Source organism: Curtobacterium sp. MCBA15_008, from assembly GCF_001865065.1.
Taxonomy (GTDB): Bacteria; Actinomycetota; Actinomycetes; order Actinomycetales; family Microbacteriaceae; genus Curtobacterium.
On record NZ_MJGN01000010.1, the window covers coordinates 71,110 to 97,627 of the forward strand.

General features: G+C 71.1%; 23 protein-coding genes and 4 tRNA genes. 19 read left to right on the forward strand and 8 right to left on the reverse strand.

Annotated elements, in window-relative coordinates; translation table 11 throughout:
* Position 1: 1 nt before the first annotated feature.
* The 12 genes from BIU96_RS04665 to csrA all read left to right on the forward strand — a co-directional run bounded on the left by BIU96_RS04665 (position 2) and on the right by csrA (position 10,267).
* Positions 2-826, forward strand: a complete 825-nt coding sequence (locus BIU96_RS04665) for a motility protein A (RefSeq protein WP_071291448.1) — start codon at positions 2-4, stop codon at positions 824-826.
* A gap of 2 nt (positions 827-828) precedes the next feature.
* Complete coding sequence (locus BIU96_RS04670) at positions 829-1,758, forward strand: flagellar motor protein MotB (protein ID WP_071291449.1); 930 nt, start codon at positions 829-831, stop codon at positions 1,756-1,758.
* 99 nt (positions 1,759-1,857) lie between these two features.
* Positions 1,858-2,736 carry a flagellar motor switch protein FliM gene (locus BIU96_RS04675; protein WP_083402663.1) on the forward strand — a complete coding sequence of 293 codons (879 nt, stop codon included), beginning with the start codon at positions 1,858-1,860 and terminating at the stop codon, positions 2,734-2,736.
* Positions 2,733-3,443: a flagellar motor switch protein FliN gene (fliN, locus tag BIU96_RS04680; protein ID WP_071291450.1), complete on the forward strand. Its 711-nt coding sequence runs from the start codon at positions 2,733-2,735 to the stop codon at positions 3,441-3,443. Before BIU96_RS04675 ends, fliN begins: the two co-directional genes overlap by 4 nt.
* 8 nt (positions 3,444-3,451) lie before the next feature.
* Complete coding sequence (locus BIU96_RS04685; RefSeq protein ID WP_071291451.1) at positions 3,452-3,985, forward strand: flagellar biosynthetic protein FliO; 534 nt, start codon at positions 3,452-3,454, stop codon at positions 3,983-3,985.
* 68 nt (positions 3,986-4,053) lie between these two features.
* Positions 4,054-4,800 (forward strand): flagellar type III secretion system pore protein FliP, encoded by a 747-nt coding sequence (gene fliP / locus BIU96_RS04690; protein WP_254785971.1) that lies wholly within the window; start codon positions 4,054-4,056, stop codon positions 4,798-4,800.
* Between the two features lie 24 nt (positions 4,801-4,824).
* The gene (gene fliQ / locus BIU96_RS04695) at positions 4,825-5,100 is read left to right on the forward strand and encodes a flagellar biosynthesis protein FliQ (protein ID WP_071291453.1); all 276 of its coding nucleotides are present in this window, start codon (positions 4,825-4,827) and stop codon (positions 5,098-5,100) included.
* Entirely contained in the window at positions 5,100-5,858 is a 759-nt protein-coding gene (locus tag BIU96_RS04700; RefSeq protein WP_071291454.1) for a flagellar biosynthetic protein FliR, read from the forward strand. Before fliQ ends, BIU96_RS04700 begins: the two co-directional genes overlap by 1 nt.
* Positions 5,859-5,862: 4 nt before the next feature.
* Complete coding sequence (locus BIU96_RS04705; protein ID WP_071291455.1) at positions 5,863-7,044, forward strand: flagellar biosynthesis protein FlhB; 1,182 nt, start codon at positions 5,863-5,865, stop codon at positions 7,042-7,044.
* Complete coding sequence (locus BIU96_RS04710; protein WP_071291456.1) at positions 7,041-9,095, forward strand: flagellar biosynthesis protein FlhA; 2,055 nt, start codon at positions 7,041-7,043, stop codon at positions 9,093-9,095. Before BIU96_RS04705 ends, BIU96_RS04710 begins: the two co-directional genes overlap by 4 nt.
* The gene (locus BIU96_RS04715; RefSeq protein WP_071291457.1) at positions 9,070-9,990 is read left to right on the forward strand and encodes a hypothetical protein; all 921 of its coding nucleotides are present in this window, start codon (positions 9,070-9,072) and stop codon (positions 9,988-9,990) included. The genes BIU96_RS04710 and BIU96_RS04715 overlap by 26 nt, the downstream gene beginning before the upstream one ends.
* 4 nt (positions 9,991-9,994) lie before the next feature.
* The gene (csrA, locus tag BIU96_RS04720) at positions 9,995-10,267 is read left to right on the forward strand and encodes a carbon storage regulator CsrA (RefSeq protein ID WP_071291458.1); all 273 of its coding nucleotides are present in this window, start codon (positions 9,995-9,997) and stop codon (positions 10,265-10,267) included.
* Positions 10,268-10,394: 127 nt separating this feature from the next.
* On the opposite strand, the gene BIU96_RS04725 is transcribed toward csrA, so the two are convergent.
* Entirely contained in the window at positions 10,395-12,485 is a 2,091-nt protein-coding gene (locus BIU96_RS04725) for an acyl-CoA dehydrogenase (RefSeq protein WP_071291459.1), read from the reverse strand.
* Between the two features lie 212 nt (positions 12,486-12,697).
* Between BIU96_RS04725 and BIU96_RS04730 the strand changes: the two genes are divergently transcribed.
* Entirely contained in the window at positions 12,698-14,155 is a 1,458-nt protein-coding gene (locus BIU96_RS04730) for a peptide MFS transporter (protein WP_071291460.1), read from the forward strand.
* Between the two features lie 154 nt (positions 14,156-14,309).
* Here the strand turns inward: BIU96_RS04730 and BIU96_RS04735 are convergent, their stop codons facing one another.
* The 6 genes from BIU96_RS04735 to BIU96_RS04760 form a co-directional block, all read right to left on the reverse strand.
* Positions 14,310-14,594: a hypothetical protein gene (locus tag BIU96_RS04735; RefSeq protein ID WP_071291461.1), complete on the reverse strand. Its 285-nt coding sequence runs from the start codon at positions 14,592-14,594 to the stop codon at positions 14,310-14,312.
* Positions 14,595-14,822: 228 nt separating this feature from the next.
* Positions 14,823-18,188: an ATP-binding protein gene (locus BIU96_RS04740; protein WP_071291462.1), complete on the reverse strand. Its 3,366-nt coding sequence runs from the start codon at positions 18,186-18,188 to the stop codon at positions 14,823-14,825.
* Positions 18,185-18,988 (reverse strand): DUF4194 domain-containing protein, encoded by an 804-nt coding sequence (locus tag BIU96_RS04745; protein ID WP_071291463.1) that lies wholly within the window; start codon positions 18,986-18,988, stop codon positions 18,185-18,187. Before BIU96_RS04745 ends, BIU96_RS04740 begins: the two co-directional genes overlap by 4 nt.
* Positions 18,985-20,535, reverse strand: coding sequence for a DUF3375 domain-containing protein (locus BIU96_RS04750; protein ID WP_071291464.1), 1,551 nt, complete (start codon positions 20,533-20,535; stop codon positions 18,985-18,987). The genes BIU96_RS04745 and BIU96_RS04750 overlap by 4 nt, the downstream gene beginning before the upstream one ends.
* A gap of 203 nt (positions 20,536-20,738) precedes the next feature.
* Positions 20,739-21,944, reverse strand: coding sequence for a hypothetical protein (locus BIU96_RS04755; protein ID WP_071291465.1), 1,206 nt, complete (start codon positions 21,942-21,944; stop codon positions 20,739-20,741).
* A gap of 134 nt (positions 21,945-22,078) precedes the next feature.
* Positions 22,079-22,154: transfer RNA gene (locus BIU96_RS04760), tRNA-Val, on the reverse strand.
* Between the two features lie 248 nt (positions 22,155-22,402).
* Between BIU96_RS04760 and BIU96_RS04765 the strand changes: the two genes are divergently transcribed.
* From BIU96_RS04765 to BIU96_RS04785, 6 genes are all read left to right on the forward strand, one after another.
* Positions 22,403-22,474 (forward strand) — tRNA-Gly (locus BIU96_RS04765).
* An 82-nt stretch (positions 22,475-22,556) separates the two neighbouring features.
* A tRNA-Cys gene (locus BIU96_RS04770) sits at positions 22,557-22,630 on the forward strand.
* Positions 22,631-22,678: 48 nt separating this feature from the next.
* A tRNA-Val gene (locus BIU96_RS04775) sits at positions 22,679-22,753 on the forward strand.
* 325 nt (positions 22,754-23,078) lie between these two features.
* On the forward strand, positions 23,079-23,210 hold the full coding sequence (locus tag BIU96_RS20370) for a hypothetical protein (RefSeq protein ID WP_302847714.1): 132 nt from the start codon (positions 23,079-23,081) through the stop codon (positions 23,208-23,210).
* Positions 23,207-24,352, forward strand: a complete 1,146-nt coding sequence (locus tag BIU96_RS18950; protein ID WP_217642236.1) for a DUF1963 domain-containing protein — start codon at positions 23,207-23,209, stop codon at positions 24,350-24,352. The genes BIU96_RS20370 and BIU96_RS18950 overlap by 4 nt, the downstream gene beginning before the upstream one ends.
* Before the next feature lie 127 nt (positions 24,353-24,479).
* Positions 24,480-25,454, forward strand: a complete 975-nt coding sequence (locus BIU96_RS04785) for a hypothetical protein (protein ID WP_071291466.1) — start codon at positions 24,480-24,482, stop codon at positions 25,452-25,454.
* Here the strand turns inward: BIU96_RS04785 and BIU96_RS04790 are convergent.
* Positions 25,451-26,440, reverse strand: coding sequence for a hypothetical protein (locus BIU96_RS04790; protein ID WP_071291467.1), 990 nt, complete (start codon positions 26,438-26,440; stop codon positions 25,451-25,453). The two genes, BIU96_RS04785 and BIU96_RS04790, sit on opposite strands and share 4 nt — an antisense overlap.
* Between the last annotated feature and the right edge of the window lie 78 nt (positions 26,441-26,518).

A 26,518-nucleotide genomic window follows, 5' to 3' on the forward strand; every position in this document is an offset into this window, starting at 1 on the left:
GATGGACATCGCGACGATCATCGGGATCCTGTTGGCCTTCGGCGCCCTCTTCGGCATGGTGGAGATGGAGCACGTCGAGCTCGCCGGACTGTTCCTCCCCGCGCCGATGCTGCTCGTCTTCGGCGCCACCATCGGCTGCGGCATCGCGAGCACCACGCTGAGGGACGCGATCGCCAGCTTCAAGGCCGTGCCGAAGGCGTTCACCGGCAAGGTCACCCCGCCGCAGGCGGTCATCGACGACGTGGTCGGGCTCGCCGAGACGGCCCGTGCGAACGGGCTGCTCGCCCTCGAGCAGGAGGCCGACAAGCACGACGACCCGTTCATGAAGAAGGCGCTGCAGAACATCGCGGACGGCACCGACGGTGACGAGCTGCGGATCCTGCTCGAGGACGAGATCGAGTCGAACGCGGCACCGGTGCGGAGCGCGAGCGCGTTCTTCATGGGCCTCGGCGGGTTCGCCCCGACCGTCGGCATCATCGGCACCGTGGTGTCGCTGACCCACGTGCTCGCGAACCTCGGCAAGCCGGACGAGCTCGGGCCGCTCATCGCCAGCGCCTTCGTCGCGACGCTCTGGGGTCTCCTCACCGCGAACTTCATGTGGTTGCCGATCGGTGGCAAGCTCCGGAAGCTCGCGCAGCTCGAGGCCGACCGCCAGACGCTCCTGATGGAGGGGCTCCTCGCCGTGCAGGCCGGCAGCCAGCCGCGCCTCCTCGGTGAGCGCCTCACCGCGATGGTGCCGCCGTCCGCCCGCGGTGACGCGAAGGCCGGCAAGACCAAGGCCGGCAAGGGCGACGCCGGCGTCGACGACCAGCAGCTGGCGGCCTGACGATGAGCGCCAACCCCCGGGGCCGCGGTCGCGGTCGCGCGAAGAAGGGCCACGACGACGCCGAGCACCCCGACGAGCGGTGGATGGCGTCCTACATGGACATGATCACCGTGCTGATGTGCATGTTCCTCGTGCTCTTCGCGATGTCGACGGTCGACCAGCAGAAGTACATCCAGCTGAAGAACTCGCTCGCGACGGGCTTCGGCGAGGTCAAGTCGCAGAAGATCGACACCGCCTCGGGCACCGTGGTCACGAAGGACCAGGTGAAGGACGGCTCCGGCTACTCCGAGGACAAGTCGCAGGCGGATCACTCGACGGCGTCGTCCGGCGCGAAGGACACGAACGTCGACCCGGCGTCCACCGTCGTGCCGACGACCGCGACGAAGGCGGACGTCGCCGCCGCCCAGAAGGAGCTCGACGACCTGCAGGCCATCGAAGCGGCCATCAAGGGCAACCTGGCGAAGGCCGGACAGACCTCGAACGTGCAGTTCACGGTCGACGCCCGCGGCCTCACGGTGCGGCTGGTCGGCAGCGAGACCTACTTCACGACGAACAGCGCGGACCTGTCCGACCAGGCGAAGCGGATCATGGACGCGATCGCGCCGGTGCTCAGGACGAGCAGCCACGACGTCAGCGTGGAGGGCCACGCCGACCAGCGGAACTCGACCGCCCCGTACGCGACGAACTGGGAGCTCAGCTCCGCACGGGCGACGGGGGTCCTGCGCGACCTCGTCGAGCGGGGCGGGATGCCGGCGGAACACATCCAGAGCGTCGGCTTCGGGTCGAGTCGTCCCCTCGCGAAGGGCGGCACCGACGCCGACCTCACCCTGAACCGCCGCGTCGACATCGTGGTCCTGTCGAACCAGGACCAGGACGTCAGCGCGCTCATGCCGGCGCTGGCGAAGGCGCAGGACGGAGCGAACCAGGGCTGACACCGCGGGCCGGCCGCCAGCCCGCCGCCGTCCGGCCCACCGCCCCAGAAGGGGGCACAGCACTGACGGGTGCCGCAGGGCGGACCGATAGACGCACCCGTGACCGAGACCCTGCCAGCGCCCGAGGTGTACGACTTCGCGCGCCCGTCGACGCTCGCCCGCGAGCACGCCCGGGTCCTCGAGCTCGCTTTCGAGACCTTCGCGCGCCAGTGGGGCACCCAGCTGACCGCGAAGGTCCGCGCGGTGAGCCAGGTCACCTGCGAGCAGGTGCAGATGACGACGTACGACGAGTACGCCGCGTCACTGCCCGCGCTCACCGGCATGGTGCTGCTGCCGATCGCGGACGTGATCCCGAAGGGCGTGCTGCAGGTCCCGCTCGACGCCGCGCTGACCTGGGTGTCGCACGCGCTCGGCGCCTCGAAGCCGCTGCCGACGCCCGACCGCACGTTCACGCCCATCGAGCAGGCGCTCGTCCGGCGCATCGTCGAGGACGCCCTCGACGACCTCCGCTACTCGTTCGGCGGCCTGCTCGCGCACGACGTCACGGCCGGCGGGTTCCAGTTCAACTCGCAGTTCGCCCAGGCGGCCCAGAAGGGCGACCTGATGATCGTCGCCTCGTTCACGATCCGCGTCGGCGACCGGGTCTCGCCGGGGACGCTCGCGCTGCCCGCCGACGCCGTGCTGCCGCAGCTCGGCGAGGCCGCCACCCACGTGTCGCCCGCCGACGCCCGTGCCCTGCTCGACGCGCAGCTCGCCGGGGTGCCGGTCGGCGTCAGCCTCCGCTTCGCGTCGGCGCCGGTCCTGCCCTCGCAGGTGCTCCGGCTCGCCGTCGGCGACGTCCTGCCGCTGCCGCACCCGCAGCACCGTCCCCTCACCATCACGGTCGACGGCGAGCCCGTCGGCACGGCCGCGGTCGGCGCGAACGGCTCGCGCCTCGCCGGCATCGTCGTCACCACCACATCGGAGCCCAGCGCATGACCGTCACCACCACCCTCCACACGCAGGCGGCCGAGTCGCTCGTCGCACAGCTCCCGACTGCGGCTCCGTTGAGTGCGGTGCTCCAGCCTGGAGGCGCGGCTCCCGTCGCCCTCGAAGCGGCCGGTGACGCCGTGGTCGCGTCGTTCGTCGGCGGCCTGTCGGCCGACCTGGTGCTCGTGCTCACCGACCTCGAGGCCGTCGCGGCCGCGGGCGGTACCGAGCACGGGATCGTCGACGTGACCGACGTCCTCCGTCCGTCGCTCGAGGCCGCCGCGGGCGTGCTCGGCGTCGGGGTCTTCGGTGACGCCCGCCGCGAGTCGGCGACGGCGCTCCTGGCCGACCCGGACACGGTGGTGTTCGAGCTCACGGCCGGCGGCGTCCCCGGCGGCTGGTTCGCCCTGCGCGTCCGCGAGAACGGCACCGTGTCGGCGCCCAGCGCGGCGGCGACGACGATCCCGACCGGCAACCTCGGCCGCATCAACAACGTCGAGATGACCCTGACGGTCGAGATCGGGCGCACCCGGATGTCCGTCCGCGACGTCCTCGGCATGGAGCCAGGAGCGGTCGTCGAGCTGGACCGCAGCGCCGGTGCCCCCGCCGACGTGCTGCTCAACGGTCGGCTCATCGCGCACGGCGAGGTCGTCGTCGTCGACCAGGACTACGCGGTGCGCATCACGAAGATCCTCGACGTCGCCGAATCCCTCTGAGCCCGGCCGTGGACACCCTCGTCATCGCCCTCCGCGTCGCGCTCTCGCTCGGCGTCGTGCTCGCCCTCATGTGGGTGCTGCACCGACGCATGGCGAAGGGCCAGTTCGGCGCGGGCAAGGCCCGGGGTCGTCGTTCGGCCTCGGTCGAGGTCGTCGCCCGGCAGGGCATCGGCGGCAAGGCGAGCGTCGTCGTGGTCGACGTCGAGGGGGAGCGGCTCGTGCTCGGCGTCTCCGAGCACGGCGTCGCGCTGCTCACCAGCGGGCAGGCGCCCGCGCCGGAACTGACCATCGTGACGGGCCCCGTCCAGCTGCCGGTGCGTCCGACACCGTCGGCCGAGCAGTTCCGTCAGGAACTGGCACAGCAGACGGCAGCCGAGCCGCGCCTCCCGGCCGACGCGGCGGAGCCGCTGCCCATGCGCCCGCGGAACCGCCGCGCGCAGCGGACCGTCGTGCCGACCTCGGCGCAGCTGCAGGGCTCGATCCTGTCGGCCGAGACCTGGCGGCAGGCCGCTGCGGCGCTCCGGAACCGGCGGGCCGGGTGACCGCGGCGCGCACCGGACGCGTCCTCGCCCTCGTCCTGCTGGGGGTGACGGTCGTCGCCGGCTTCCTCATGCTCACCACGACCGGCGCCCACGCGGCGGGCGTCGTCCCGCCGACCGCGCCGGCATCGCCGACGCCGCCCGCGAACGGTGACTTCAGCGTCAGCGTGAACGGCCCGGACGGCACGCCGTCGTCGGCGGTCGTGACCCTCATCGGCATCACGCTCCTCAGCGTCGCGCCGGCGCTGCTGCTCATGATGACGTCGTTCACGAAGATCTTCGTGGTGCTCGCGATGACCCGGAACGCGCTCGGGCTGCAGTCCATCCCGCCGAACCAGGTCATCGCCGGTCTCGCGCTGTTCCTGTCGCTGTTCGTGATGGCACCGGTGCTCGGGCACATCAACGACGACGCCCTGCAGCCCTACCTCGCCGGCCACATCGACTTCGCGAAGGCGGTCGAGGTCGGCACGAAACCCCTGCGGACCTTCATGCTGCACCAGACGCGCGAGGAGGACGTCGCCCTCATCACCCGCGCCGCCGGACAGGGCAACCCGAGGACGATGGCCGACGTGCCGATGACGACGGTGATCCCGGCGTTCGTGATCTCCGAGCTGCGGAGCGCGTTCATCATCGGGTTCGTCATCTTCATCCCGTTCCTCGTCATCGACCTCGTCGTCTCCGCCGCGCTCATGTCGATGGGCATGATGATGCTCCCGCCGGTGATGATCTCGCTGCCGTTCAAGATCCTGCTGTTCGTCCTCGTCGACGGGTGGGGCCTCATCATCAAGTCGCTCATCGAGAGCTACCACGTTGTCTAGCGCCGTCGCGTCAGGGGGGCACGCATGAACCAGCAGGCCGTCATCGACCTCGTGCTGCAGGCGCTCCTCGTCTCGGCGAAGCTCGCAGCCCCCGTCCTCGTGACGTCGCTCGTCGTGGGCTTCGCGATCTCGCTCTTCCAGTCGGTCACGCAGATCCAGGAGGTCACGCTCTCGTTCGTCCCGAAGGCCGTCGCCGTCGCGATCGCCCTGGTCGTCTGCGGCAACTGGATGATCTCGGAGATGGTCGCGTTCACCCACGTCGCCTTCGACATGATCCCGAAGCTGCTCGGGGCCGGCTGATGGAGCTCGCGATCAACGGCGACCGCCTCGAGGCGACGATGCTCGCCGGTGTCCGGCTCGTCGCGTTCTTCGTCATCGCGCCGCCGTTCTCGTACCGTGCGTTCCCCGGCACCGTGAAGGTGATCCTCGGCATCGGCCTGGCGATCGGCGTCGCCCCGAAGGTCGCCGAGGGGTACCACTCGCTCGACACCGGGCCGTTCCTGCTCGCCCTCGTCACGCAGCTCGTCGTCGGGCTCGCCCTCGGGTTCCTCGTGTTCCTGGTCTTCGCGGCCGTGCAGTCCGCGGGTGCCCTCATCGACCTGTTCGGCGGCTTCACCCTGGCGCAGGCGTTCGACCCGCAGTCGCAGGTGAACGGTGCGCAGTTCACCCGGCTGTTCCAGATGGCGTCGCTCGCGCTGCTGTTCGCCTCGGGCGGCTACCAGCTCATCGTCGGCGGACTCGTCCGGTCGTTCGACGCCGTGCCGCTCACCGGCACGTTCGAGCTCGGCGGGATGGCGTCGCTCCTCGTCACCGCCCTGTCGCAGATGTTCCTCGCGACGCTGCAGATCGCCGGCCCCCTCGTCGTCGTGCTGTTCCTCGCCGACGTCGGCCTGGGCCTGCTCACCCGCGTCGCACCGGCCCTCAACGCCTTCCAGATGGGCTTCCCGATCAAGATCGGCCTGACCGTCGTCTTCGCCGGCGCGCTCTTCATGGCCCTGCCGTCCGTCGTGTCGTCCCTGACCGGCGACGCGGTGGCCGCGATCACGGGACGGGGGTGACCCGGTGTCCGACAGCGGAGAACGGTCCGAACAGGCCACTCAGAAGCGGATGCGCGAGGTCCACCAGAAGGGCCAGATCGGACGCTCGCAGGACCTCGGCGCGTGGATCGGCATCGCCGCCGCGGCCGTGATGATGCCCGCCGCCGTGGGCAACGCCGCCGCAGCCGGGTCCGACCAGCTCCGGGCCGTGCAGCGCGTCATCGCCGACCCCACGATCGGCACGATGAACGAGGTCTTCCACGGCGCCCTCGGCTCGATCGGCGCCACGCTCGGCCCGATGCTCGGTGTCGTCCTGGTCGCGGTCGTCGCCGCGGCGGTGGCGCAGGGCGGGGTGCACTTCCGGAAGATGGCGCCGCAGCCCGACCACTTCGATCCCGTCGCCGGCCTGAAGCGCGTCTTCGGCACCCAGGCGCTCTGGAACGGCGTCAAGGCGCTCCTCAAGACCGTGGTGGTCGGCCTCGTCCTCTGGTTCGCGGTGCAGGCGCTCGTCCCCGTCCTGATGACGAGCGGGTCGTTGCCGCTCTCGGCCGTGCTCGACGCCGCCGCCGCGGGCACCGGCACCCTGATGCGTGCCGCGATCGCCGCCGGACTCGTGCTCGCCGCCCTCGACGTGTTCGTCGTGATCCGTCGGAACCGGAAGCGCACCATGATGACCAAGCGCGAGGTCAAGGACGAGAACAAGCACAGCGAGGGCGACCCGCTCGTGAAGTCCCAGCGCCGGTCCCGCCAGCTCGCGATGAGCCGGAACCGCATGGTGCAGGCCATCGGCACGGCCGACGTCGTGATGACCAACCCGACGCACTACGCCGTCGCCCTCAAGTACGAGCCGGGCAAGTCCGCGCCGCGGGTCGTCGCGAAGGGTGCCGGGCCGGTCGCGAGCATGATCCGCGACCGCGCCGAGCAGGAGCGCGTGCCGATCGTCCGCGACGTGCCCCTGACCCGTGCACTGCACGCCGCGTGCGAGCTCGGGCAGGAGGTCCCCGTCGACCTCTACACGCCCGTGGCCCGGGTGCTGTCGTTCGTGATGGCGCTCAAGGCCCGGGGCGCCGCGGCCGGCACGCACGCCGCACCCCGGCCGACCACGCCCGACGAGGTCGCCGCGGTCATCGACCCCGCTTCGCTCACGGGTGACCTCCGACCCCGCAAGCTCCGCCCGACCACGTCTCCTGAAGGGGTGCCCGCATGAACCGCAAGGACCTGCCGAAGCTCGCCGTCCCGGTCTTCATCGTCGGCATCATCCTGCTGCTGATCCTGCCGGTGCCGTCGTTCCTGCTCGACTTCCTGATCATCTGCAACATCCTGCTGGCGCTCGTGATCCTCCTCACGACGCTGTTCGTGAAGAAGCCGCTCGACTTCTCGGTGTTCCCGTCACTGCTCCTCGTCGCGACCCTGTTCCGGCTCGGGCTCAACGTCGCGTCGACGCGCCTCGTGCTCGGCGAGGGCTTCGCCGGCGACGTCATCCAGGCGTTCGGGCACGTCGCGGTCTCCGGCTCGATCATCATCGGCGCGGTCATCTTCCTCATCCTCATCGTCATCCAGTTCGTCGTCGTGACGAAGGGCGCCGAGCGCGTCGCCGAGGTCGGGGCCCGCTTCACCCTCGACGCGATGCCCGGCAAGCAGATGGCCATCGACGCCGACCTGAACGCCGGACTCATCACCGACGAGCAGGCGAAGGAACGCCGCGCGTCCGTGTCCGCCGAGGCCGACTTCTACGGCGCGATGGACGGCGCGTCGAAGTTCGTCAAGGGCGACGCGATCGCCGGCATCCTGATCATCGTGATCAACCTGGTCGGCGGCATCGCGATCGGCATGCTGCAGAACGGGCTGAGCGTCACCGACGCGCTGTCGAAGTACGGCATCCTGACGATCGGCGACGGCCTCGTCACCCAGATCCCGGCCCTCCTGATGGCGGTGTCCACGGGCATGATCGTGACCCGGTCGGGCGCCGAGTCCGAGATGGGCTCGTCGGCCGCGAACCAGCTCGGGCAGTCCAAGAACGCGCTGGTGATCGCCGGGGTCGCCGCGATCGCGATGGGCTTCATCCCGGGCATGCCGATCCTGCCGTTCCTGCTCGTCGGCGCGACGCTGCTGTTCACCGGCTGGCGCATCGGTCAGAACGCCAACCGTGCCGCCGCCGCGAGTGCCGAGCAGGAGGCGCTGGCCGCCGCCGCGCCGACGGCGGACACCCCCGAGGACCTCATCGAGCAGATGCGCGTCCACGCGCTCGAGATCCTCCTCGCACCGGACCTCGTCGACATGGTGTCCGGCTCCTCCGACGACCTGCTCGGCCGCGTGCGTGCGCTCCGCCGCAAGATCGCGGTCGACATGGGCATCGTCGTGCCGCCGGTCCGCACACGGGACAGCATCGAGCTGCCGCCGTCGACCTACGCCATCCGGATCGCCGGCGTCGAGGCCGGCCGCGGCACCGCCCCGTCGCGGAGCGTCCTCGCGCTCGGCGACCACCTCGAGGGGCTGCCAGGGGAGACGACCGTCGAGCCGGTGTTCGGCCTCGCCGGCAAGTGGGTCCCCGCCGAGCTCCGCCACGCCGCCGAGATGACCGGCGCCACCGTCATCGACCGCGTCTCCGTGCTCGTCACGCACCTGCAGGCGATCATCGGCGACAACGCGGCGCGGCTCCTCACCCGCGAGGACGTCAAGGTCCTCACCGAGGGCGTCAAGCAGGTCAACCCCGCCGCGGTCGAGGAGCTCGTCCCCGGCATGCTGTCCCTCGCCGAGCTGCAGCGCGTGCTGCAGGGACTCCTCGCCGAGCGCGTCCCGATCAACGACCTCGGTCGGATCTGCGAGGCGCTCACGCTCCGCGCGAAGGTGTCGACCGACCCCGAGGGACTCGTCGAGGCCGCCCGTGCCTCGCTCGGCCCCGCGCTGCCCGCCCGGTACCTCGACGCCGGCACGCTCCGGGTCATCATGATCGACCCGCTCCTCGAACAGTCGATGCTCGAGGGCCTCCGACCGTCCGAGCAGGGCACCCAGATCGTGCTCGACGCGCACCGCATCGAGCAGGTCCTCGGCTCCCTCCGCGACGCCGTCCGTGCCGTCGAGGACCAGGGGATCTCCGCCGTCCTGGTCTGTGCCCCGCAGCTCCGCCCGGCCGTGCACCGCATGGTGTCCGCGCAGTCGAACGGCCTGCCGGTGCTCTCCTACCAGGAGGCCACCGCCGCGGGCTCCACCATCGAGACCGTGGGAGTGGTCCGTGCCGCCGACCCGATTGCAGCGTAACGGCGCCACGCTCGACGAGGTCCGCGACGCCGTCCGGGCCGAGTTCGGCGCGGGTGCCCGCATCGTCGCGGCCGAGCGCGTCACCACGCCGGGCATCGGCGGTCTGTTCCGCAAGGCGCACGTCGAGGCGACCGTGGAGGTCCCCGCACCCGACGAGGTCCCGACCGCGCGGGTGGCCATCGCCGACGGCGTCGTCAAGCGCGTCGGCATCGCGGCGCTCCTCGCCGACGCCGAGGAGGCCGAGGCGCGCATCGCCGGCGGCGACGGCACCGCGATCACGCGGGCCGACGCGTTCGCGTCGGTGCTGGACGGCTTCGTGGCGGACGGGATCACGGGGAGCGCCCCGCGCCCGACCGGACCGGTCGCCGAGCCGGGCCGGCCTGCCGATGCCGTGTCACGCCTCCAGGACGTGTTGCTGCCGGGAGGCGCGGACCGCACCCTCGACGACCGTCCGGCCACGCGCGTGGCCGCTGCTCCCGCCCCCGCAGCGTCCGCACCGTCGGTGCGGTCCGCCGACGGCGACCTCGTGCTGCTCGTCGGCCGCCCCAACGACGTCGACGCGGCCGCGGGCATCTTCGCGACGCGGTACGCGCTCCGCCCCACGGACGCCGCGGACCGACGGAGCGGCATCCTCGCCCGGGCCGAGGGCGTGCGCGACGGGGCTGCGCTCCTCGCCGTCGCGGCGTGGGACGACGCGGCGACCGTCGACGGTCTCGCCCCGGACCAGGTGTGGGTCGTCGTGGACGTCGGGCGGAAGCCGTCGGACTCCGCCGCCATGCTGTCCGCGGTGGCCGGACGGGCCGTCGTGGCCGGGGTCGTGGCCATCGGCGCGGGTGAGACCGCCACGCCGGAGTCGGTCCACCTGTTGGGGGTGCCCGTCCTGTCGCTAGGCTGAACGGGTGCTGGTACTCACGCGGAAGGTCGGCGAGCGGATCCTCGTCGGTGACGACATCGTCATCACGGTGCTCGACAGCCGCGGGGACGGCGTCCGCATCGGCATCGACGCACCGCGCGGGGTGAAGATCCAGCGCGAAGAGGTCGTGCGGGCCGTCACCGAGGCGAACGCGTCGGCGTCCGCGACGGCTGCCGACGACGACGCCGAGGCGCGGCTGCGCCGGGCGCTCGGGGAGCTCGGCGCGCCGGGGGCCGACGGGGCGGACCCGCGGGGCTGATCAGGGGCGGGCGTCTGCTGGGCGCGGGCGTGTGCTGGGCGCGGGCGGTGTTGCACCCCCGTACGGACGTCGCGCCCCCGTGTGACGGGGTGCGAGGTCTGCACGGGGGTGCGATCGACGCGCGCCGCTAGGGGCGGGGCTTCTTCTCCTGCTCGGGCAGGCGCCCGGCAGCGGCTTCGGCGGCGAACCACGCCCGCGCTTCGTCCTGCCGAGCTTGCTCGGCACCGAGGGCGATGGGCGCGCGGACGTGCCCGGGCTCGTAGCCGAACGAGTCGAGCAGCTGCGGGACGACCGGGCGCACGCGAGCGACGAGCCGGTCGATGTAGGCCGACACCGCACGGGCACGCTGCGCGGTGAGGCGGCCGTGCAGCAGGTACCAGTCGAGGTGCTGCTCGAGCAGGCCGAGCGCGAACAGGTCGCGCAGCCAGACCAGGACGCGCCGGGTGTCACCCTCGGGGACCTCGTCGATCGCCTCGGTGAAGGCGTCCCACTGCATGAGCTCGGCGTGCGCCTTGGCGGCCTCGATGAGCTCGTGCTGCGAGCGGTTGAGCAGGAGTGCTCCGCGCGCACGGTCCCTGCCGGCGGAGGCGAGCCGGATCCCGATCTCGGTCACCATCGTGTCGACACGGCCGGCGAGCAGGTCGCGCTGCGTCCGAGCGTCCTGCAGGTCGGTCACCGAGGCGGCGAGCGAGCCGCGGTCGGCGACGGTCTGCCCGATGCGACGGAGCCCGGTGGCGTCGGCGAGCTTCGCGGCCGCCTGGGCCGCGACGAACTTCGCGGTGGACGCCGGGTCCTTCGGTGCCTTCGCGCGGAAGTCGGTGAGCAGCCGCTTGCCGACCAGCTGCAGCAGCACGGTGTTGTCGCCCTCGAACGTCACGTAGACGTCGAGGTCCGCACGGAGCCCGGTCAGGCGGTTCTCGGCCAGGAAGCCGGCGCCGCCGCAGGCTTCGCGCGCTTCCTGCAGGGTGTCGAGCGCCGACCAGGTCGACATCGACTTGAACGCCGCTGCCTGGGTCTCGAGGTCCTCGCGGCGCTGCGGGGTGTCCTCGCGGCCGCTGAACACGTCGTCGAACGTGCGGAGGAGCTTCTCGTGGGCGAACGACTGCGCGAACACCGTCGCCAGTCGGGGGATCAGCCGGCGCTGGTGCCGCCCGTAGTCGAGCAGGACGCCCTCGGTCCCGTCGCCGGTGGGGAACTGACGGCGCTGTGCCGCGTAGGTGAGGGCGATCTGCAGCCCGATCTTCTGCGCCACCACCGCGGCGCCGTCGAGCGACACACGACCCTGCACGAGCGTACCGAGCATCGTGAAGAACCGGCGACCGGGGGAGGCGATCGGGGACGAGTAGGTGCCGTCAGCGGCGACGTCGCCGTAGCGGTTCAGCAGGTTCGTGCGGGGGACCCGGACGTGGTCGAACCACAGCCGGCCGTTGTCGATGCCGTTGAGGCCGCCCTTGACGCCGTCGTCCTCGCCGCCGACGCCGGGCAGGAAGGCGCCCTCGTCGTCGCGGAGGGGGACGTAGAACGCGTGCACGCCGTGGTCGACGCCGTCGGTGACGAGCTTCGCGAACACGACGGCGGCCTTGCCGTGCAGCGCCGCGTTGCCGATGTAGTCCTTCCACGCGCCGCGGAACGGCGTGTGCACGACGAACTCCTCGGTCGCCGGGTCGTACGTGGCCGTGGTGGCGATGCTCTGGACGTCCGACCCGTGCCCGGTCTCCGTCATCGCGAAGCACCCGGGGACGTCGAACGAGACGATCCCGGGCAGGAACTCGCGGTGGTTCCGCTCGGTGCCGAGGTGGTGCACGGCCGAGCCGAACAGGCCCCACTGCACCCCGGCCTTGATCTGCATCGAGGGGTCGGCGGTGACGAGTTCCTCGAAGGCGGCGAGGTTGCCGCCGTGGTTGCTCTGACCGCCGAACTCCGCCGGGTAGGGGCGCTGGATCGCGCCGGCGTCGACGAGGACCCGCAGCTGGTCGAGGGCACGCGCCCGGTGTTCGGGGATCGGCTGGCCTTCGATCTTGTGCAGCGCCGGGTCGAGCGCGAGTCGGCGCGAGATGCGGCGGTCCTCGGCCCAGCGGCCGAGCAGCAGCTCGGCGAGCAGGTCGACGTCGATCCGGACGTCGGTGTCCGTGCCACCCGTCGGCGTGCCGGCGGCGGGGTCGCCGGCGGCGTCGGCCTTCGGCGTGTTCGTGCTGTGGACGGGTGCGGTGTCGACCATGGGCGGAGCCTTCCTGAACTGCGGTGTCCGGTGTTGCAGAAGCCACGCTACCGACGGCGCTGCGAGCCGCCCGAACGCGGTCGGCGCGCACAACCCGCCGTGGTCTCGCGCGCTGCCCGGTGGTGGGAACCCTCCAAAGACGCGCGTGAGCGATTCGTGAGGGAGCTTCGACGATTGGGCGCGGCCCTCCGCCGAGGGGCAGACTGTCGGGCATGTCAGGCACCACCGCACCACCGGAACGCACGCGAACCTTCTTCGGGCAGCCGTTCGAACTGTCCACACCGTTCGCGGTCGAGCTCTGGGAGCGGTTCTCGTTCTACGGGATGCAGGGCATCGTCCTCATCTACATGTACTACACGGTCTCGCAGGGCGGCCTGGGGATCGACAAGGGCATCGCGAGCGGCATCATGGGTGCCTACGGCGGCGCCGTGTACCTCTTCACGATCATCGGCGCGTGGATCGCCGACCGGCTGATCGGGGCCGACCGCACCCTGTTCGGCAGCGCGATCGTCGTGATGCTCGGGCACATCGCCCTCGCCCTCATCCCCGGTGTCGCCGGCGTCGGCGTCGGCCTGGTGCTCATCGCGCTCGGCTCCGGCGGGCTCAAGGCCACGGCGACGACGATCGTCGGCGGGCTCTACAGCCGCGAGGACCCACGCCGCGACGCGGGATTCTCCCTCTACTACCTCGGCGTCAACCTCGGCGCGTTCTTCGGCCCGCTCCTCACGGGGCTGCTGCAGACCTCGCTCGGCTTCCACTACGGCTTCGGCCTGGCCGCGGTCGGCATGGCGGCCGGCCTCGTGCAGTACGCGATCCGACGCAAGAAGCTCCCCGAGTCGGTGCGCCACGTCGCGAACCCCGTCGACCGCCGCCGGCTCCCGCTCGTCGGCGTGCTCGTCGTCGTGGCCCTCGTGGTCATCCTCGTCGCCGTCCTCACCGGACTGCTGAACGTCGGGAACCTGCCGACCGTGGTGGTCTCGATCGTGATCCTGGCGACCATCGGCTACTTCGTCGTGATCCTGACGAGCGGCATCACGCCGCAGGAACGCTCGCGGGTCCTCGCCTTCATCCCGCTGTTCATCGGCAGCGCGGTCTTCTGGTCGCTCTACCAGCAGCAGTTCACCGTCGTCACGGTCTACTCCGACGAGCGGCTCAACCGGTCGCTGTTCGGCTGGGACATGCCCGTCTCGTGGGTGCAGTCGATCAACCCGGTGTTCATCATCGTGCTCTCCGGGGTGTTCGCCGCGATCTGGACCAAGCTCGGGCCGCGCCAGCCGTCGACGCCGACCAAGTTCGCGTTCGGCACCGGCATCATGGGCGTCGCGTTCCTGCTGTTCCTGCCGTTCGTGAACAGCGGCCAGAACGGCACGCCGCTCCTCGCCCTCGTCGGCATCCTGCTCGTCTTCACGATCGCGGAGCTCCTGCTCTCGCCCGTCGGTCAGTCCGTCGCGACGAAGCTCGCCCCGCCGAAGTTCCAGACGCAGATGGTCGCGCTGTTCTTCCTGTCGGTGTCGCTCGGCACCGCGGTGACCGGCGTCCTGTCGCGGTACTACGACCCCGCCAACGAGGCACCGTACTTCGCGATCCTCGGTCTCGTCGCCGTGGCGGTCGGCGTCGTGCTGCTCGTCCTCGTCAAGCCGGTGCTGAAGCTCATGCGCGGCATCCGCTAACCTGGGGTCAGCCAGACCGGCCCCGCAACCAAGGAGTCACCAATGCTCGAACTCATCGCAGGCATCATCATCGGCGTCGGTGTGCTCGGTGGTGTCGGCACGTGCATGGCCGCCGCCGCCATGATGAAGAGCGGCTCGGAAGAGTACTAGGCCGCTACTCGGCCGCTGCCGGTTCGACCGGCACCAACTGACGACTCAGGACGGTCGCGCGCTCGAAGGGGCCGCGGCCGTCCGTCGTGTAGGCGGGCTCGTCGAACGCGACGTTCCACGCCCGCTGCGTGCCGCCGAGCTGGGCGCCCGCGGCCGCGACGATCACCCCGATGGGTTCGTCGGCCCACTGCTCGCCACCACGGTCGATGCCGACCACGCGCACGAGGGCGCCGATGCCGAGACCGGCGGAGTCGTCGGGGCGGGGACTGGGGGAGCGGCGTCCGAACACGGCCCCACCGTAGCGTGCCCGCCCGGACGCCCCGCGCCGAGCGAGCGCAACGCGCCGCGCTCGTGTCCCGCGAGTGATTCGGCGTCGCCGAGGTCGCACGACACGCCGCCTGCATCGCGCTGAGGTCGCGCAACGTGCCGCTTCAGAGGCCTCCGAGCGGCACTTCGTGCGACCTCGGCGGGCGCGGGGCGACGACGCGGGCGACGACGCGCCAGACGCCCGCGCGCGTCAGACCCGCGCGATCTCGGTGATCGACGAGTGGCCGGTGTCCGGGTGCTTCCGCATCGACAGCAGGCGCTCCATCGACGGCTCGAGCGCGGTGACCTTGTCGAGTGGCGCACTCACCACGAGCTGGAACCCGAGCCGGAGCCACGCGGTGACCGCACGCCCCGCGAACTCCGAGTCCGCCTTGATGAACGCCTCGTCGAGGAACACCGGCGCGAACCGGGGCCGCGGACGGGTCTCGTCACCGAGCTGGTAACGGAGTGCCGCCCCGACGATGAACGCCACGAGCTCCTGCGTCTCGCCACCGGACTTGTCGCCGAGGGACGAGTACACGCCGAGGTCGTTGCCGTCGGTGTCGTACCGGACGGCGGTGATCTCCATGTGCCGACGGACGTCGAGCACCGCGTCGCGCTGGGTCGTGCGACCGCGGGGTGCGTCCGTGTCGGGGCGGATCACGGCCATGAAGCGCCGGAGCCGGCGGAACCGGGTCTCCAGCACGTCGTCGGTCAGTTCGGTCTCGACCGAGGCGGACAGGGCTCGGAGCTCCCGGCGGAACTGGGTGACGTCCTCGCGCGTGACGCGGCGGATCTGGATCTTCAGCCGGTCGCGGTTCGCGCCGAAGGGCAGTTCGCGGAGGATCTCGTTGACGGGCTCGAGACGCTCCTCGATCTCGACGACGGCACGGTCGAACGCGCCGGCGAGCGGGACGAGGTCCTCACCGCTCCACTGCGACAGCCGTCGGCGCCACTCGCTCCGTCGGGCGTGCAGGCCGGTCGCGACGATCTGGTCGAGGATCGCGTGGTAGTCCGGGTACGAGGCGACCCCGGTCCCGAGGTTCGGGTCCGGCCAGGCGTCCTGGTAGCGCTGGAACGTGAGGGTGAGGGCCGTCGAGGCCGAGGCGGCACCGTCGAGCGCCTGCGACAGCCGTTCCTCGAGGCGTCGCCGGAGCCGCCGTGTGGCGTCGTCGAAGCCGTCGATGCCGTCCGGGGCGCCGACCTCTTCGAAGGTCTCCTCCAGGAGACGCGACTGCGCGGCGTCCGGCAGCGACTCCGGGGTGTCGTCGAAGCGCGACAGGATCTCGGCCGCGGCGTCCTGTCCGTCGACGAGGACGGCGTGCCGTTCGTCGAGTCGCGCGACGGTGAGCCGCGCAGCCGAGCGGCGGTCCGCTGCCTCGTCGAGTGCCTTCCGGAGCCGCGCGACCGACTCGCGCAGCGTGCGGAGTCCGTCGTCGGCGGCGAGCAGCGCGTGCCGCTCCTGATCGAGGCGGGCGAGCGAGCCCTCGAGGCCGTCGACGTCGATCGCCTGCCACGTGACGTCCACGACGTGCTGGTGCGCGGCGCGGATCGTGTCGAGCGCTGCGAGGTCCTGCGCGACGTCGGTGCGCCGGGCCTCGAGCGTGGCGAGGTCCTCGGCGATCGACGCGAGCTCCTGCTCGACCGACGCCACCCGGGCCTCGTTCGTGAAGCCGATGACGTTGGCCTGCCGGCGGTCGCCGTGCGCACCACGTCGGCCATCGCGGAGCTGTCCGGACTCGGTGACCCGACGGCCGCCGCCGCCGAGCTCGGAAGCATCGGCGACGCAGCGGGCGTCGGTGCGGTCGGACTCGATCCGCTCCCGCACCCAGGTGCTGAACGGCGACGACTTGATCGCGAGCTTGCCGGACACCATCGACGGATCGCCGTCGAGGTCGATGTGCGGCCCGGTCGGAACGCCCTCGAACTGGATGCGGACCGGCAGCCGGAGCGCGTCGATGGCCTCGCTGAAGGCAGCGAGGCGGTCCTGGTCGACGAGCAGTGTGCGGGCGACGGGCGCGAGCACGGACTCGATCGCGGTGCGCCAGCGCTCCTCGCCGGGCAGCACGTCGAGGAGCTCCGCGACGAACGGCAGCTCCGAGGGGTCGATGCCGGCCGCGCGGGCCATCTGCAGCCGGGCCTCGTGCATCGGCAGCGGCATGGCGCCCTGCCGGTGTTCGAGCGACTGCCGTTCCTGGCGCAGGGAGCGCTCGCGGTCGAGGAGCGGGTACTCCTCGCGCGTCAGGGCGTCGCGGCGGTCGTCCAGGTCCGAACGCGCGGCGGCGTACGCCCCGAGGAACTCGTGCGCGGCGCGTTGGATCGCGGTGAACGACCGCTCCGACGACACGGGCGACCCGAGGACCGCGGTGCGCTCCTCGAAGACGGTGCGGGTGCGGACGACCGCGTCGCGTTCCCGGGTGAGTCGATCGATGCGGTCCTCGAGCTGGCCGAGGGCGTTGCCGCCCTGGTCGCGGAGGCGTGCCTCGGCGTCCCGCAGCTCCACCTCGACGGCGGCGTGCCGGGCCTCGGCCGCGGCGACCTCGGCCCGCGACGCCGTGCGCTCGCGTCCGTTGCGCGCGACCTCGGCGTCGAGCAGGGCCCGCTTCCGCGAGGCGGTCCAGTGCGCGAACGGGGAGACCTCGGCGCCGGTCGCGATGCCGTCGAGGGCTTCGGCGGCCGCCGTGGCGCGGGCGATCTCGTCGTGCAGCTCGACGATGGGGGAGAGGATGCGGACCTTGCGCTCCTCGGTGTCCATCGCCTCGTACGCCTCGTCGAGCGCGGAGAAGTGCGCGAGGGCACGGTCGGCGGCCTCGTAGGTGCCGGGGGTCTCGAGCACGAGCGACTTGTAGAGCGCGTCGACGGTGGGCAGGTGCTGTCCGGCTTGGATCCGGGCGAGCAGGCGCATTGCCCGGTTCCCGCCGCCGGAGTCGCCGATGCCGAGCCGCGTCTGCAGCGTGTACGCGAGCTCCTGGTAGGTGTCGCGGATGACGAGCCCGGGCACGCGGCCGGTCAGCTCGAGGTGGTGGAACCGGGACGGCACGAACTCCTCGAGCCGCCGCAGGTCGAACGTGTCGTCGACCGTCGCCATGGTCATCTGGATGTCGCCGACGCCCCGCGCACGCTTCGGCACGATGTACGCCCGCAGCACCGTGAAGCGGCGCTCGTCGTCGTTCCGGAACGTCACCGCGGCCGCGCCCCACGTCGTCTGGTCGTCGCCGCGCAGGTTCACGTCGCGCAGCGCGCCGGACTCCGGGTCGCGCCGCGTGTCCACCTTGCCGCGCAGGTAGGTCAGCAGGTTGCGCTGGTCAGCACTGCGCGCGCGCCCGGTCGTCGCGTCGTTCGAGGCGCCGTTGAACGGCACGTCGGACGGCATCATCACGGCCAGGTAGGCGTCCATCAGGGTGGACTTGCCGGTACCGGACGCCCCCGAGATCAGGGTGGCGGTGCCGGAGAGCTCGACCTGACGGTGGCCGTGGAAACCACCCCAGTTCACGACCTGCATCGACTCGGCGCGCCACTGCGCGACGGTGTCGAAGAGCGCGGCCATCCCGTAGGCGTCGGTCACGGTGTCGGTCATGCGTCCGTCTCGCCTTCGTCGTCGGTGTCGTCGGCCTGGAGGCGCGGGTCGTCCCCGTCGATCGGCTCACCATCCGGGGTGGTCGCGTCGGCGGACGTCGCGTCGGCGGTCGTCGCATCCGGCCGCGCTGCGTTCGTCCGCAGCCAGGTGTCGAGTTCGAGCAGCCGGTCGAGGGGGAGCAGCACCTCGACGACGCTCGCCACCCGGAAGCGGTCCGGGTCGGTGGTCTTCACCAGGATCCGCGCGGTGACGAGGCGCTCGATCGCCTTGGCCACCCGACCCTCGTCGCGCGTGCGGTCCGTGGCGGTCGCCGGACGGAACCCGGCGACGTGGCCGAGGATCTCGGAGCGGTCGACGACGACCTGGTCCGGGCCCGGTCGTGTGTCCGCCCGCAGGCGCATCCGCAGGTAGACGAGGACGATCGTCTCCTCGCGGGTGTACGGCACGTCGCGGAGCAGCGTCGGGAACCCGCGGCGCTGGCTCTCCGAGCGGGCCTGGCGCTTCCACGCGACCTCGCGGTCGCGGTCCACGTGCAGTTCGAGGAACAGGTCGTTGAGGCGCGACCGCAGCTGGTGCTCCGCGTCGAGCACCGCACGCCACTCGTCGGCGTGCGTTCGCGCGCTCACGTACGCGTTGCGGAGGAGCGCGACGAGCGCACGGCGCTGCCGGTCGTCGAGCCGGCCCTCGTCGCCCTCGAAGAGGGCGAAGCTCGTCTCGTCACGGTCGTCGTCCTGCAGGACGGTCGTGGGGTCCTCGAAGGGGACGGTCTCGTCCACCGGTGCCGGCGTCGTGTCGCTCACCGTGCCTCCTGTCCGTTCTGGTCGTCGGTCGTGTCGGGGGTGACCGCTCGGTGTTCGTCGTCGAGCGCCGCGGTCGGCATCCGGAAGGCGACCGCGCTGCCGTCCGGCCGCACCGTGTGGTGCAGGGCGACGCTCGCGGCGGCCTCGAAGTCCTCGTGCCCGGTCAGCAGGTGCGCCAGGCCGAACAGCTCGACCGGCCGGCGCTGCTCGGGCGGCAGGCCGTGGAAGGCCTCGACGCTCGTGTCCGCCTCGGCGAACCGCAGGGCTGCCCGGAGCTCGGTGAGGAGCGGGCCGCCGTGGCGGCGGAGCGTCTCGACGTCGAGGTCCTCGAACACGTCGTCGTCCGGCTCCTCGATGGGCGGCGGTACCGATTCGGCGTCCGGGTCGTAGAAGCGTTCGCGGAGGGTGCCGACCTCGGCGGTCGCCGGGAGCAGCCCGAGCGGGAGCCGATCGCGGGCAGACCCCTCGTCCATCCAGGTCGCCAGGCCGCGGTTGATCGACCGGATGACGGCGTCGAGCTCACGGTCGCGGACGACGTCGTGCGCCACGATCTGGTCGCGGAGCGTCGCAGTGAGCTGCCGGCGCTGGGCGAGGACGTCCTCGATGCCCTGGCGGAGGATGCTCACCGTGTTCCGGAAGGCCCGGCGCTCCGCCGCCCCGAGGGAGTCGGCGAACGGGTGGGCGAGGATCGTGGCGATGTCCTCACGGAGCCGCAGGAGCAGGGCGTCGTCGCGCAGCAGCTCGAAGGCCCCTTCGAAGGCGCGGCCCTCCGGCGTCGCCTCCATCAGGTTGTCGGTGCGGGCGAGGTAGTCGTCGAGGATCTCGCCGATCGGACGGACCTCTTGCCGGAAGTCCTCGACGATCGAGCGGTGCATCGTCGCCACCGCTTCCTCGACGCGCTTGAAGTCGCTCGGGAGCTGCCGGATGAGGTCGGAGATGTTCGTGTAGCCGTCGCGCATCCGAGCGTCGTCCACCGTGTCCACGTCGCCCCGCTCGAGCCGCTCGCGCTCGGCCTGCAGCTCGGCGATCTGCGCGTCGATGCGACGGATCTGCACGTCGGGGTCCGGCTCGGCGCGGGCGGCCCAGCGGTGCACCGCGTCGACGATCATCGCGAGCCGGCTCTCGCTGATGAGTGCACGGTCGGAGGACAGCGCGTCGACGAGGGACAGCGCCTCGAGCGCGTGGCTCGTCAGGGAGTACTGCTCGTCGCCGTCGGGGGAGTTGGACCGGACGAGCCACTGCGCCGCGACCCACTCACGGCAGAGCGCACGGCCGTTCGGGCGTGCGTCCGGTTCGCCGGGCTGCCCCTGCTGCTCGTTCGGTGCCTGCTCGCTCGCGGGCACGCGGGCGCCGGTGGCCTGCAGGCGTGCGACGTGCTCCTCGACCTGCAGGTGCATCCGGTCCGCGGGGACGTACTGCACGTCGCGGTCGAACACCGTGCGGAACACCGCGAGGACCGTGGCGCTCGTGGGGCGGGACATCAGCCGCAGGGTCGGACGGTCGAGGACCGCTCGGACCCGGGCGAACTCGAGGTCGACGTCGGTCATGCGGGCACGCCCGGTGTGTCGGTGCCCTGGCTCAGAGCGGTCCTCCTGGTCTGGGGTGGCCGCGATGGCCGCCGGCGATGTCCGCGTGGGTGCGCGTGCGGTGCCGCGCGGTGTCGATCCTGCACGGTGGGAGCGCGACCGGCCAAATCCCGTGGCGTGGCGAGTCGGTGCTGCGCCCGGGGCGCAGCACCGACTCGACCTGCTCAGTGTGCGTGCGCGGCGCGCTCACGCCCCTTGGAGAGATCGGCTGCTTCGCTCGCCGTGAGCTCCGAGACGACGTGCGGCTTCGCCCGCTCCGCCTTCTCGACCGGGATGCTGATGTTCGCCCAGTCGTCGTAGCCCTCCAGGACCTGGAACTCGTCATCCCAGCTCATGTCGTACTCGACTGCGGTTCCGATCGACTTGTCATCGTTCCAGTCGAGCGGCTTGTCCGCGGTCCCCGACGAACCCTTGAAGTAGCCCGAGGGCGTGATCCAGTACGTCGCGAAGTCGGCGGCGTCCGGACCGAGACCCTTCCGCTCGTCGAGCGCCCGCTCGTCGAGGGAGGGCAGCTTGCGGTCGGAGTAGTCCCAGAAGGCCTTGCCGTCGGCGGTCTCCAGGCCGTCGATCTGGAAGGTGTAGTTCATCACGCTCAGGTAGTTCGGCTTGTAGTTGACCCAAGCGTCACCTCCCCCGTGGCCGAGCCCGAGGGTGTGGCCGAGCTCGTGGACGAACGTCCCCATCTTGGCGTCGTCGGAGGCGTTCGCCCAGTGGGTCGGCCCCATCGTGACCAGGAAGACGTCCCCGCTCATGTACGCCTGCCCGCTGCTGTCGGTGTCGCCGTAGGAGTCGGCCCACCACATGTACCGGAAGATGCCGCGCCGGTCGGGGTCGCTGTTGTCGTCTCGGGCGGCTTCCACATCATCGACGACGTCGATCGGATCGGTGCGGTGCACTTCGCTCCCGCCTCCGAGGTCGTACTTCGCCCCACCGGCGTCTCCCGCGTCGAGGTGGAGGACGATGCCGTCGCGGCCGTCCGGGTTGGAGACCGGCGCCTTGGCGAACATCGCGACGGCCTTGTCGTACACCGCCGTCGACGGGAGCATCCCGGGCAGGTAGTCCGTCTCGACGAACATGTCCTTGTGCCGAGGATCAGCACCCATCGCCGGGAGGTCGACGTCCACCTTGCCGTCCCCGTCGGCGTCGTACCCGTTCGACTCCCAGTCGTCGAGGAGTCCATCGCCGTCGCTGTCGCGCTGCGGTGAGGGCTCAGGGACCGGAGTCGTCGGCACCCGGCCGTTCGCGCCCGTGATCGGGCCGAACCCGCTGACGCCGTTCTCACCGAAGGCCTGAGCGGGCGTCGCGAGCAGGGCGACGAGTCCCGCCGCGCAGACCGCGGACGCGATCGTGATCTTCTTCTTCCGTGCCATGTCATTCCTTGCTGGTCGATGCTCGGAGAGTGAGCACCACCAGGATCAGGTGTGACATTTCATATGTCAAAAGCGACTCGCCGGATCGCTGTACACGAAGAAACCCCCCGACTCGTTGTCGGGGGGTTTCTTGGTGGTGGGCGATACCAGACTCGAACTGATGACCTCTTCGGTGTGAACGAAGCGCGCTACCAACTGCGCCAATCGCCCCATGCACTTGCGTGCGGATCGATACTAGCGGATGTCGCGAGGTGGATCGAACGCGGCGCGCCTCCCGGGTGTGGCGAGACCGCCCGACGCCCCGACTGCCGCGCATCACCGCGGCTCGATCCGCATGAACACGGGGGACACGCCCGGTGAACGGGAACGATTTTGGTGGAACGGCGCGGGTTCGTATAGAGTTTACGACGTCGCCGCGAGAGCGGGCCGACGGACGGACGTGACTCTGGTCACGTCTTGCGGATGTGGCGCAGTGGTAGCGCATCACCTTGCCAAGGTGAGGGTCGCGAGTTCGAATCTCGTCATCCGCTCGAGTGTGGGGCTCCTCGGAGTCCTACGACTCACCAGAGGGTATCCCACCGTTCGGGTACTCACGGAGACGTGAACCTCGATGGTGGGGTGGCCGAGAGGCTAGGCAGCGGCCTGCAAAGCCGTCCACGCGGGTTCGAATCCCGTCCCCACCTCCAGTTCCACCCTCCAAGACCCTGCACGGACTCCGGTTCAGACAGGGACTTGGGCGATTGGCGCAGCGGTAGCGCGCTTCCCTGACACGGAAGAGGTCACTGGTTCGATCCCAGTATCGCCCACCACAGAAAGCCCCCGGCGGGACCACCAGGTCCGGCCGGGGGCTTTCGTCGTTCACGGGGGTGGCCGCACGGACGGATCCGCGGACTCGGCACGGCGGTTCCCGCGGCTGTGTTCCCTGCGTCGGTCCCGATTGGTCGGCCCGTGGTTTCCCGACAACCGACCAGCGTGGGCAGTCGCCGTGCCACGGACGCGCCGCGCCTCTTCGGCAGCGCCCAGCGGCCGGGACGACCTCGGTACGGTGTGTTGACGGACTTGGGACGGGGAACCCCGCCTGACCCCGCCGCGTCTGGCGGTACCGTGAAGGCACAGCACTCTCGGGGGAGCAGCATGAGCACGTACTGTCCACACGGACACCGTCCGTCCGCCGATGTCCTCATCGACGCAGTCACCGCCGCACTGCTGGTCGGCGGGGCGGGCACCGTCGTCGTCTCGTACCTCACGCTCGGTCTCCGCCGTTGACAGCGGAAACGCGGCCGGACGTCATCATCGACACAAGTGCTGCTGCCGCGGTACGCACCCCGCCGGGGCTGCGGGTGTTCGGCGCCGTGTACACACTCGTGTACACCTTCGGCGTCATCGCCTACATCGCCGTCTCCGTCTACTACGACGCGTTCGACCACCGCAGTCAGGGTGAGTCGTTCCTGCTCGCGGCCGCGTGGGTGCTCCCGTTCCCCATCGTCGCGCACCTGCTCCACTTCGTCCTGTACCGGAGCAGCCGCCAGCGCCGGCAGGCGACCGCTCGGCGGACCGCAACCCAGATCGTCGCCGAGGCAACTCGCGCCGGGTACCCGCCCCTCGATGCCCGGCAGGTAGAGCGGATGCTCCTCGCGGAGGACAACGGTCCCGCCCCGTTCACCGGGACGGGCAAGGAGCCGCACCAGTCCCTCCGGCGATGGGACCTCCCCACCGACGATCCGTCGTTCGTCGTCACCGCGATCCGCGGCGGCACACCGGAGAGCATCCGCCTCAGCGCCGCGTCGTCGTCGAACCGGAGTCACGACGCTGCCGCAGCGCACCGAGCCCGATCCGGCGTTCGGCTCCTCGGTGCGTACCGGTCGGACCTCACCGCAGTGTCGGTGTCCTCACGCCTCGGCGGGCTGCCCACCGTTCCCGACGGATTCGACTGGCCGACCTGTGCCGAACACCACGAGCCGATGCAGTTCACCGCGCAGCTCGAGCACGAGGGCAGCCTCATCCTCGTCTTCATCTGCCAGGCAGACCCGGGCTCCTGCCCGTCCTGGGACCCGGACGCCGGGTCCAACGCTGCCGTCGTCGTCGGTGGACGCGACCTGCACCCGGCCGGACGACCGGCATCACCGTCCGGCACCGCCGTGCTGACGGGTGAACCGTGGCTCCTCGGCGTGCACCAGGCAGCCGCGGACGACTACTACGACGCGTTGGCCGAAGCGCGCTCCGACGGTGTCTCGGTCGCCGGCCAGTGGGGCGGGAACCCGGCGTGGATCCAGAACGACGAGACGCCGGGCGGATACCGGTTCGTCGCGATGCTCGACGAGGACCCCCTCGGCGTGAACTTCGGCGGCGGCTCCGCGTACGTCTTCGCCGACGGCCACGGTCACGCGAAGGTCCTCACGCAGACGTAGACCGAACCGCGAGGTTCCGCTCCGGTCGACGCATCCCGAGCGGCAGGGATCAGGGGCCGGCCGGGCGAGTCCGCGCCCGCAGCAGTACGGCAGGCGGCGTGACACCCGCGCCGCATAGGATCCGCCCGTGGGGATCTTCGACAAGTGGCGGCGGCGGAAGCCGGACGACAGCATCGACCAGACCGAGTACGACATCCTCGACGAGGTCGAACCCGACGAGCAGATGATCGACGAAACGGTCACCGAGCAGATGCTGCCCGGGTTCCGCCGCTTCGACGACGTCGTCGAAACAGTCGTCGAGTGGTACGAGGACGACGCACCGGACGTTGACGAGCTCCGCCGCACTGTCCTCGAGCGCACCCGTCTCATCTGGGATGCCCGTCGGCAGGAGGAAGCAACCCGGGACGGGCGCAGCAGCCAGTACGACCGTCTGCAGTTCGCCTTCGCGGAGCTCGCCCGCGACGGCTTCGTCACCGGGATGAACCTCGGCGTCGACCAGAGCGACGGGTTCCTCGAAGCACGTGACCGGCGAACTCCGGACGAGACCGCACCCGACGGACACCGAGAGTGGGCGTACGTGTACTTCCACGAGCAGGACACGGACGGGCTCGCCCTGGACCGGTGCGTTCTCCGCCTCGCGTACGGGTCGTTCCGACCGGCACCTGACATCGACCCCGACCTGGTCGCGAGGTCGATGCTCTCCACCCGCGGTGAAGCAGCCATCAACGAACGGTCCCAGCTGACCGCCGGGGAACGAGTCGCCAGCGTCCTCGCCGACCGAGGGTTCGACATCCACTGGGACGGCACCCCCAGCATGCGCATCGGCGTCGTCATCGACCATTGGCGGAAACCGCTGCCGTTCACCGACCTCGAAGAAGCCCGCGCGGTCGTCGCCAACGAACGCCTGCGAGTCCTCTGGCCCGGAGAGCGGGGAACCGCCGACGCGACAGCGCTTGACGAAGAGGACGGCCGCTGGCACGTCTGGGCAACCGACGAGAAAGCCGGCGCCTGGTCCGACGGCTCCTGGCACGACGACGTCGGCCATGCGCTCGACCGGTTCATCAGCATCGCCCGGTCGAACCAGCGACGTCCGCTGCGTTAGCTGCGGCGCGCTCGAGCTGCAGCGCGACCCCACAGCGCAGCAACGCAGACGAGGACGACTGCGCCGGCGATGGTTGCCCACAGCATGCTGTCGGAGAACATGCCGACGATGAGCCAGGTCACGATTGCGAACGTCACCGCGATCGCCACCATCCAGTGCCACGGCCACACGTCGGCCTGCGCGCGCGCTTTCCGGGCTGCGGCAGTAGCAGCGATCTGCCAGAGGTCCTCGCCGTGCTGGCCGTACCGTCCCGCCCATTGCCGCTCGTTGATCCACGAAGGTCTCGACACCCGAGGCGTCTCCGCATGGCGATCAGCGCGCGCATCGTGCGGAGCTGATGGTGACGCCCGGGTCGGAGCTGGCAACGGCGACGGTTCGTCACGCGGCAACGACGAACCGCCGTAGGTCCACTCACCACCCAGCAGGAACGACCGGGCTGGCTCGTCTGCTGTCGCTGCCCGGTGGAAGTCGGACACCCGCCCCTCAGCGGTCCGCCGGGGGTCATCCCACTGGTCAGCATCCGCGAGGACGTCGGCGACGTACCGGCTGAGTTCCGTCTCATCGCCCCACCACGCCGTCACCAGCTCGTCGAGCTGCAGCCGGACCACAGGGTTCGTCGTCCGCTCCGCCACCGAGGAGACGTCGGAGAGGAACCGACTCGCGGGCTCAGCGAACTCCGGCCAGACAGCGACCACCGCTGGCAGCCGCGTCCGGAACGCCTCAGCAGCAGTGGACCAGGGCACGACGACATCGGTGAGGTCCGGGCTCTCGTCCTCACCGGCGGCGAGCGCTGCGAGGAGCCGGTCGCCGTGCGCTTCGAACCACGCAACCGGCACGAGTCCGATCCACAGGAACGGGAGCAGCCACTGCACCTCCCACTCACCGGTGACCGCATCCAGGTCGACCTCGCCGGCGCGGACAGCCGGGTCGGCTCGCACCATCGGCGACGAAGCGGTCAGCACGTTCAGCGTCACGGAGTTCCCCACGAACCGACCCTATCGACCGTTCGGAAGCGGCTGTCGCCACATCGGACGACCGGTACCGGCGCGCACACCCCCGACGGC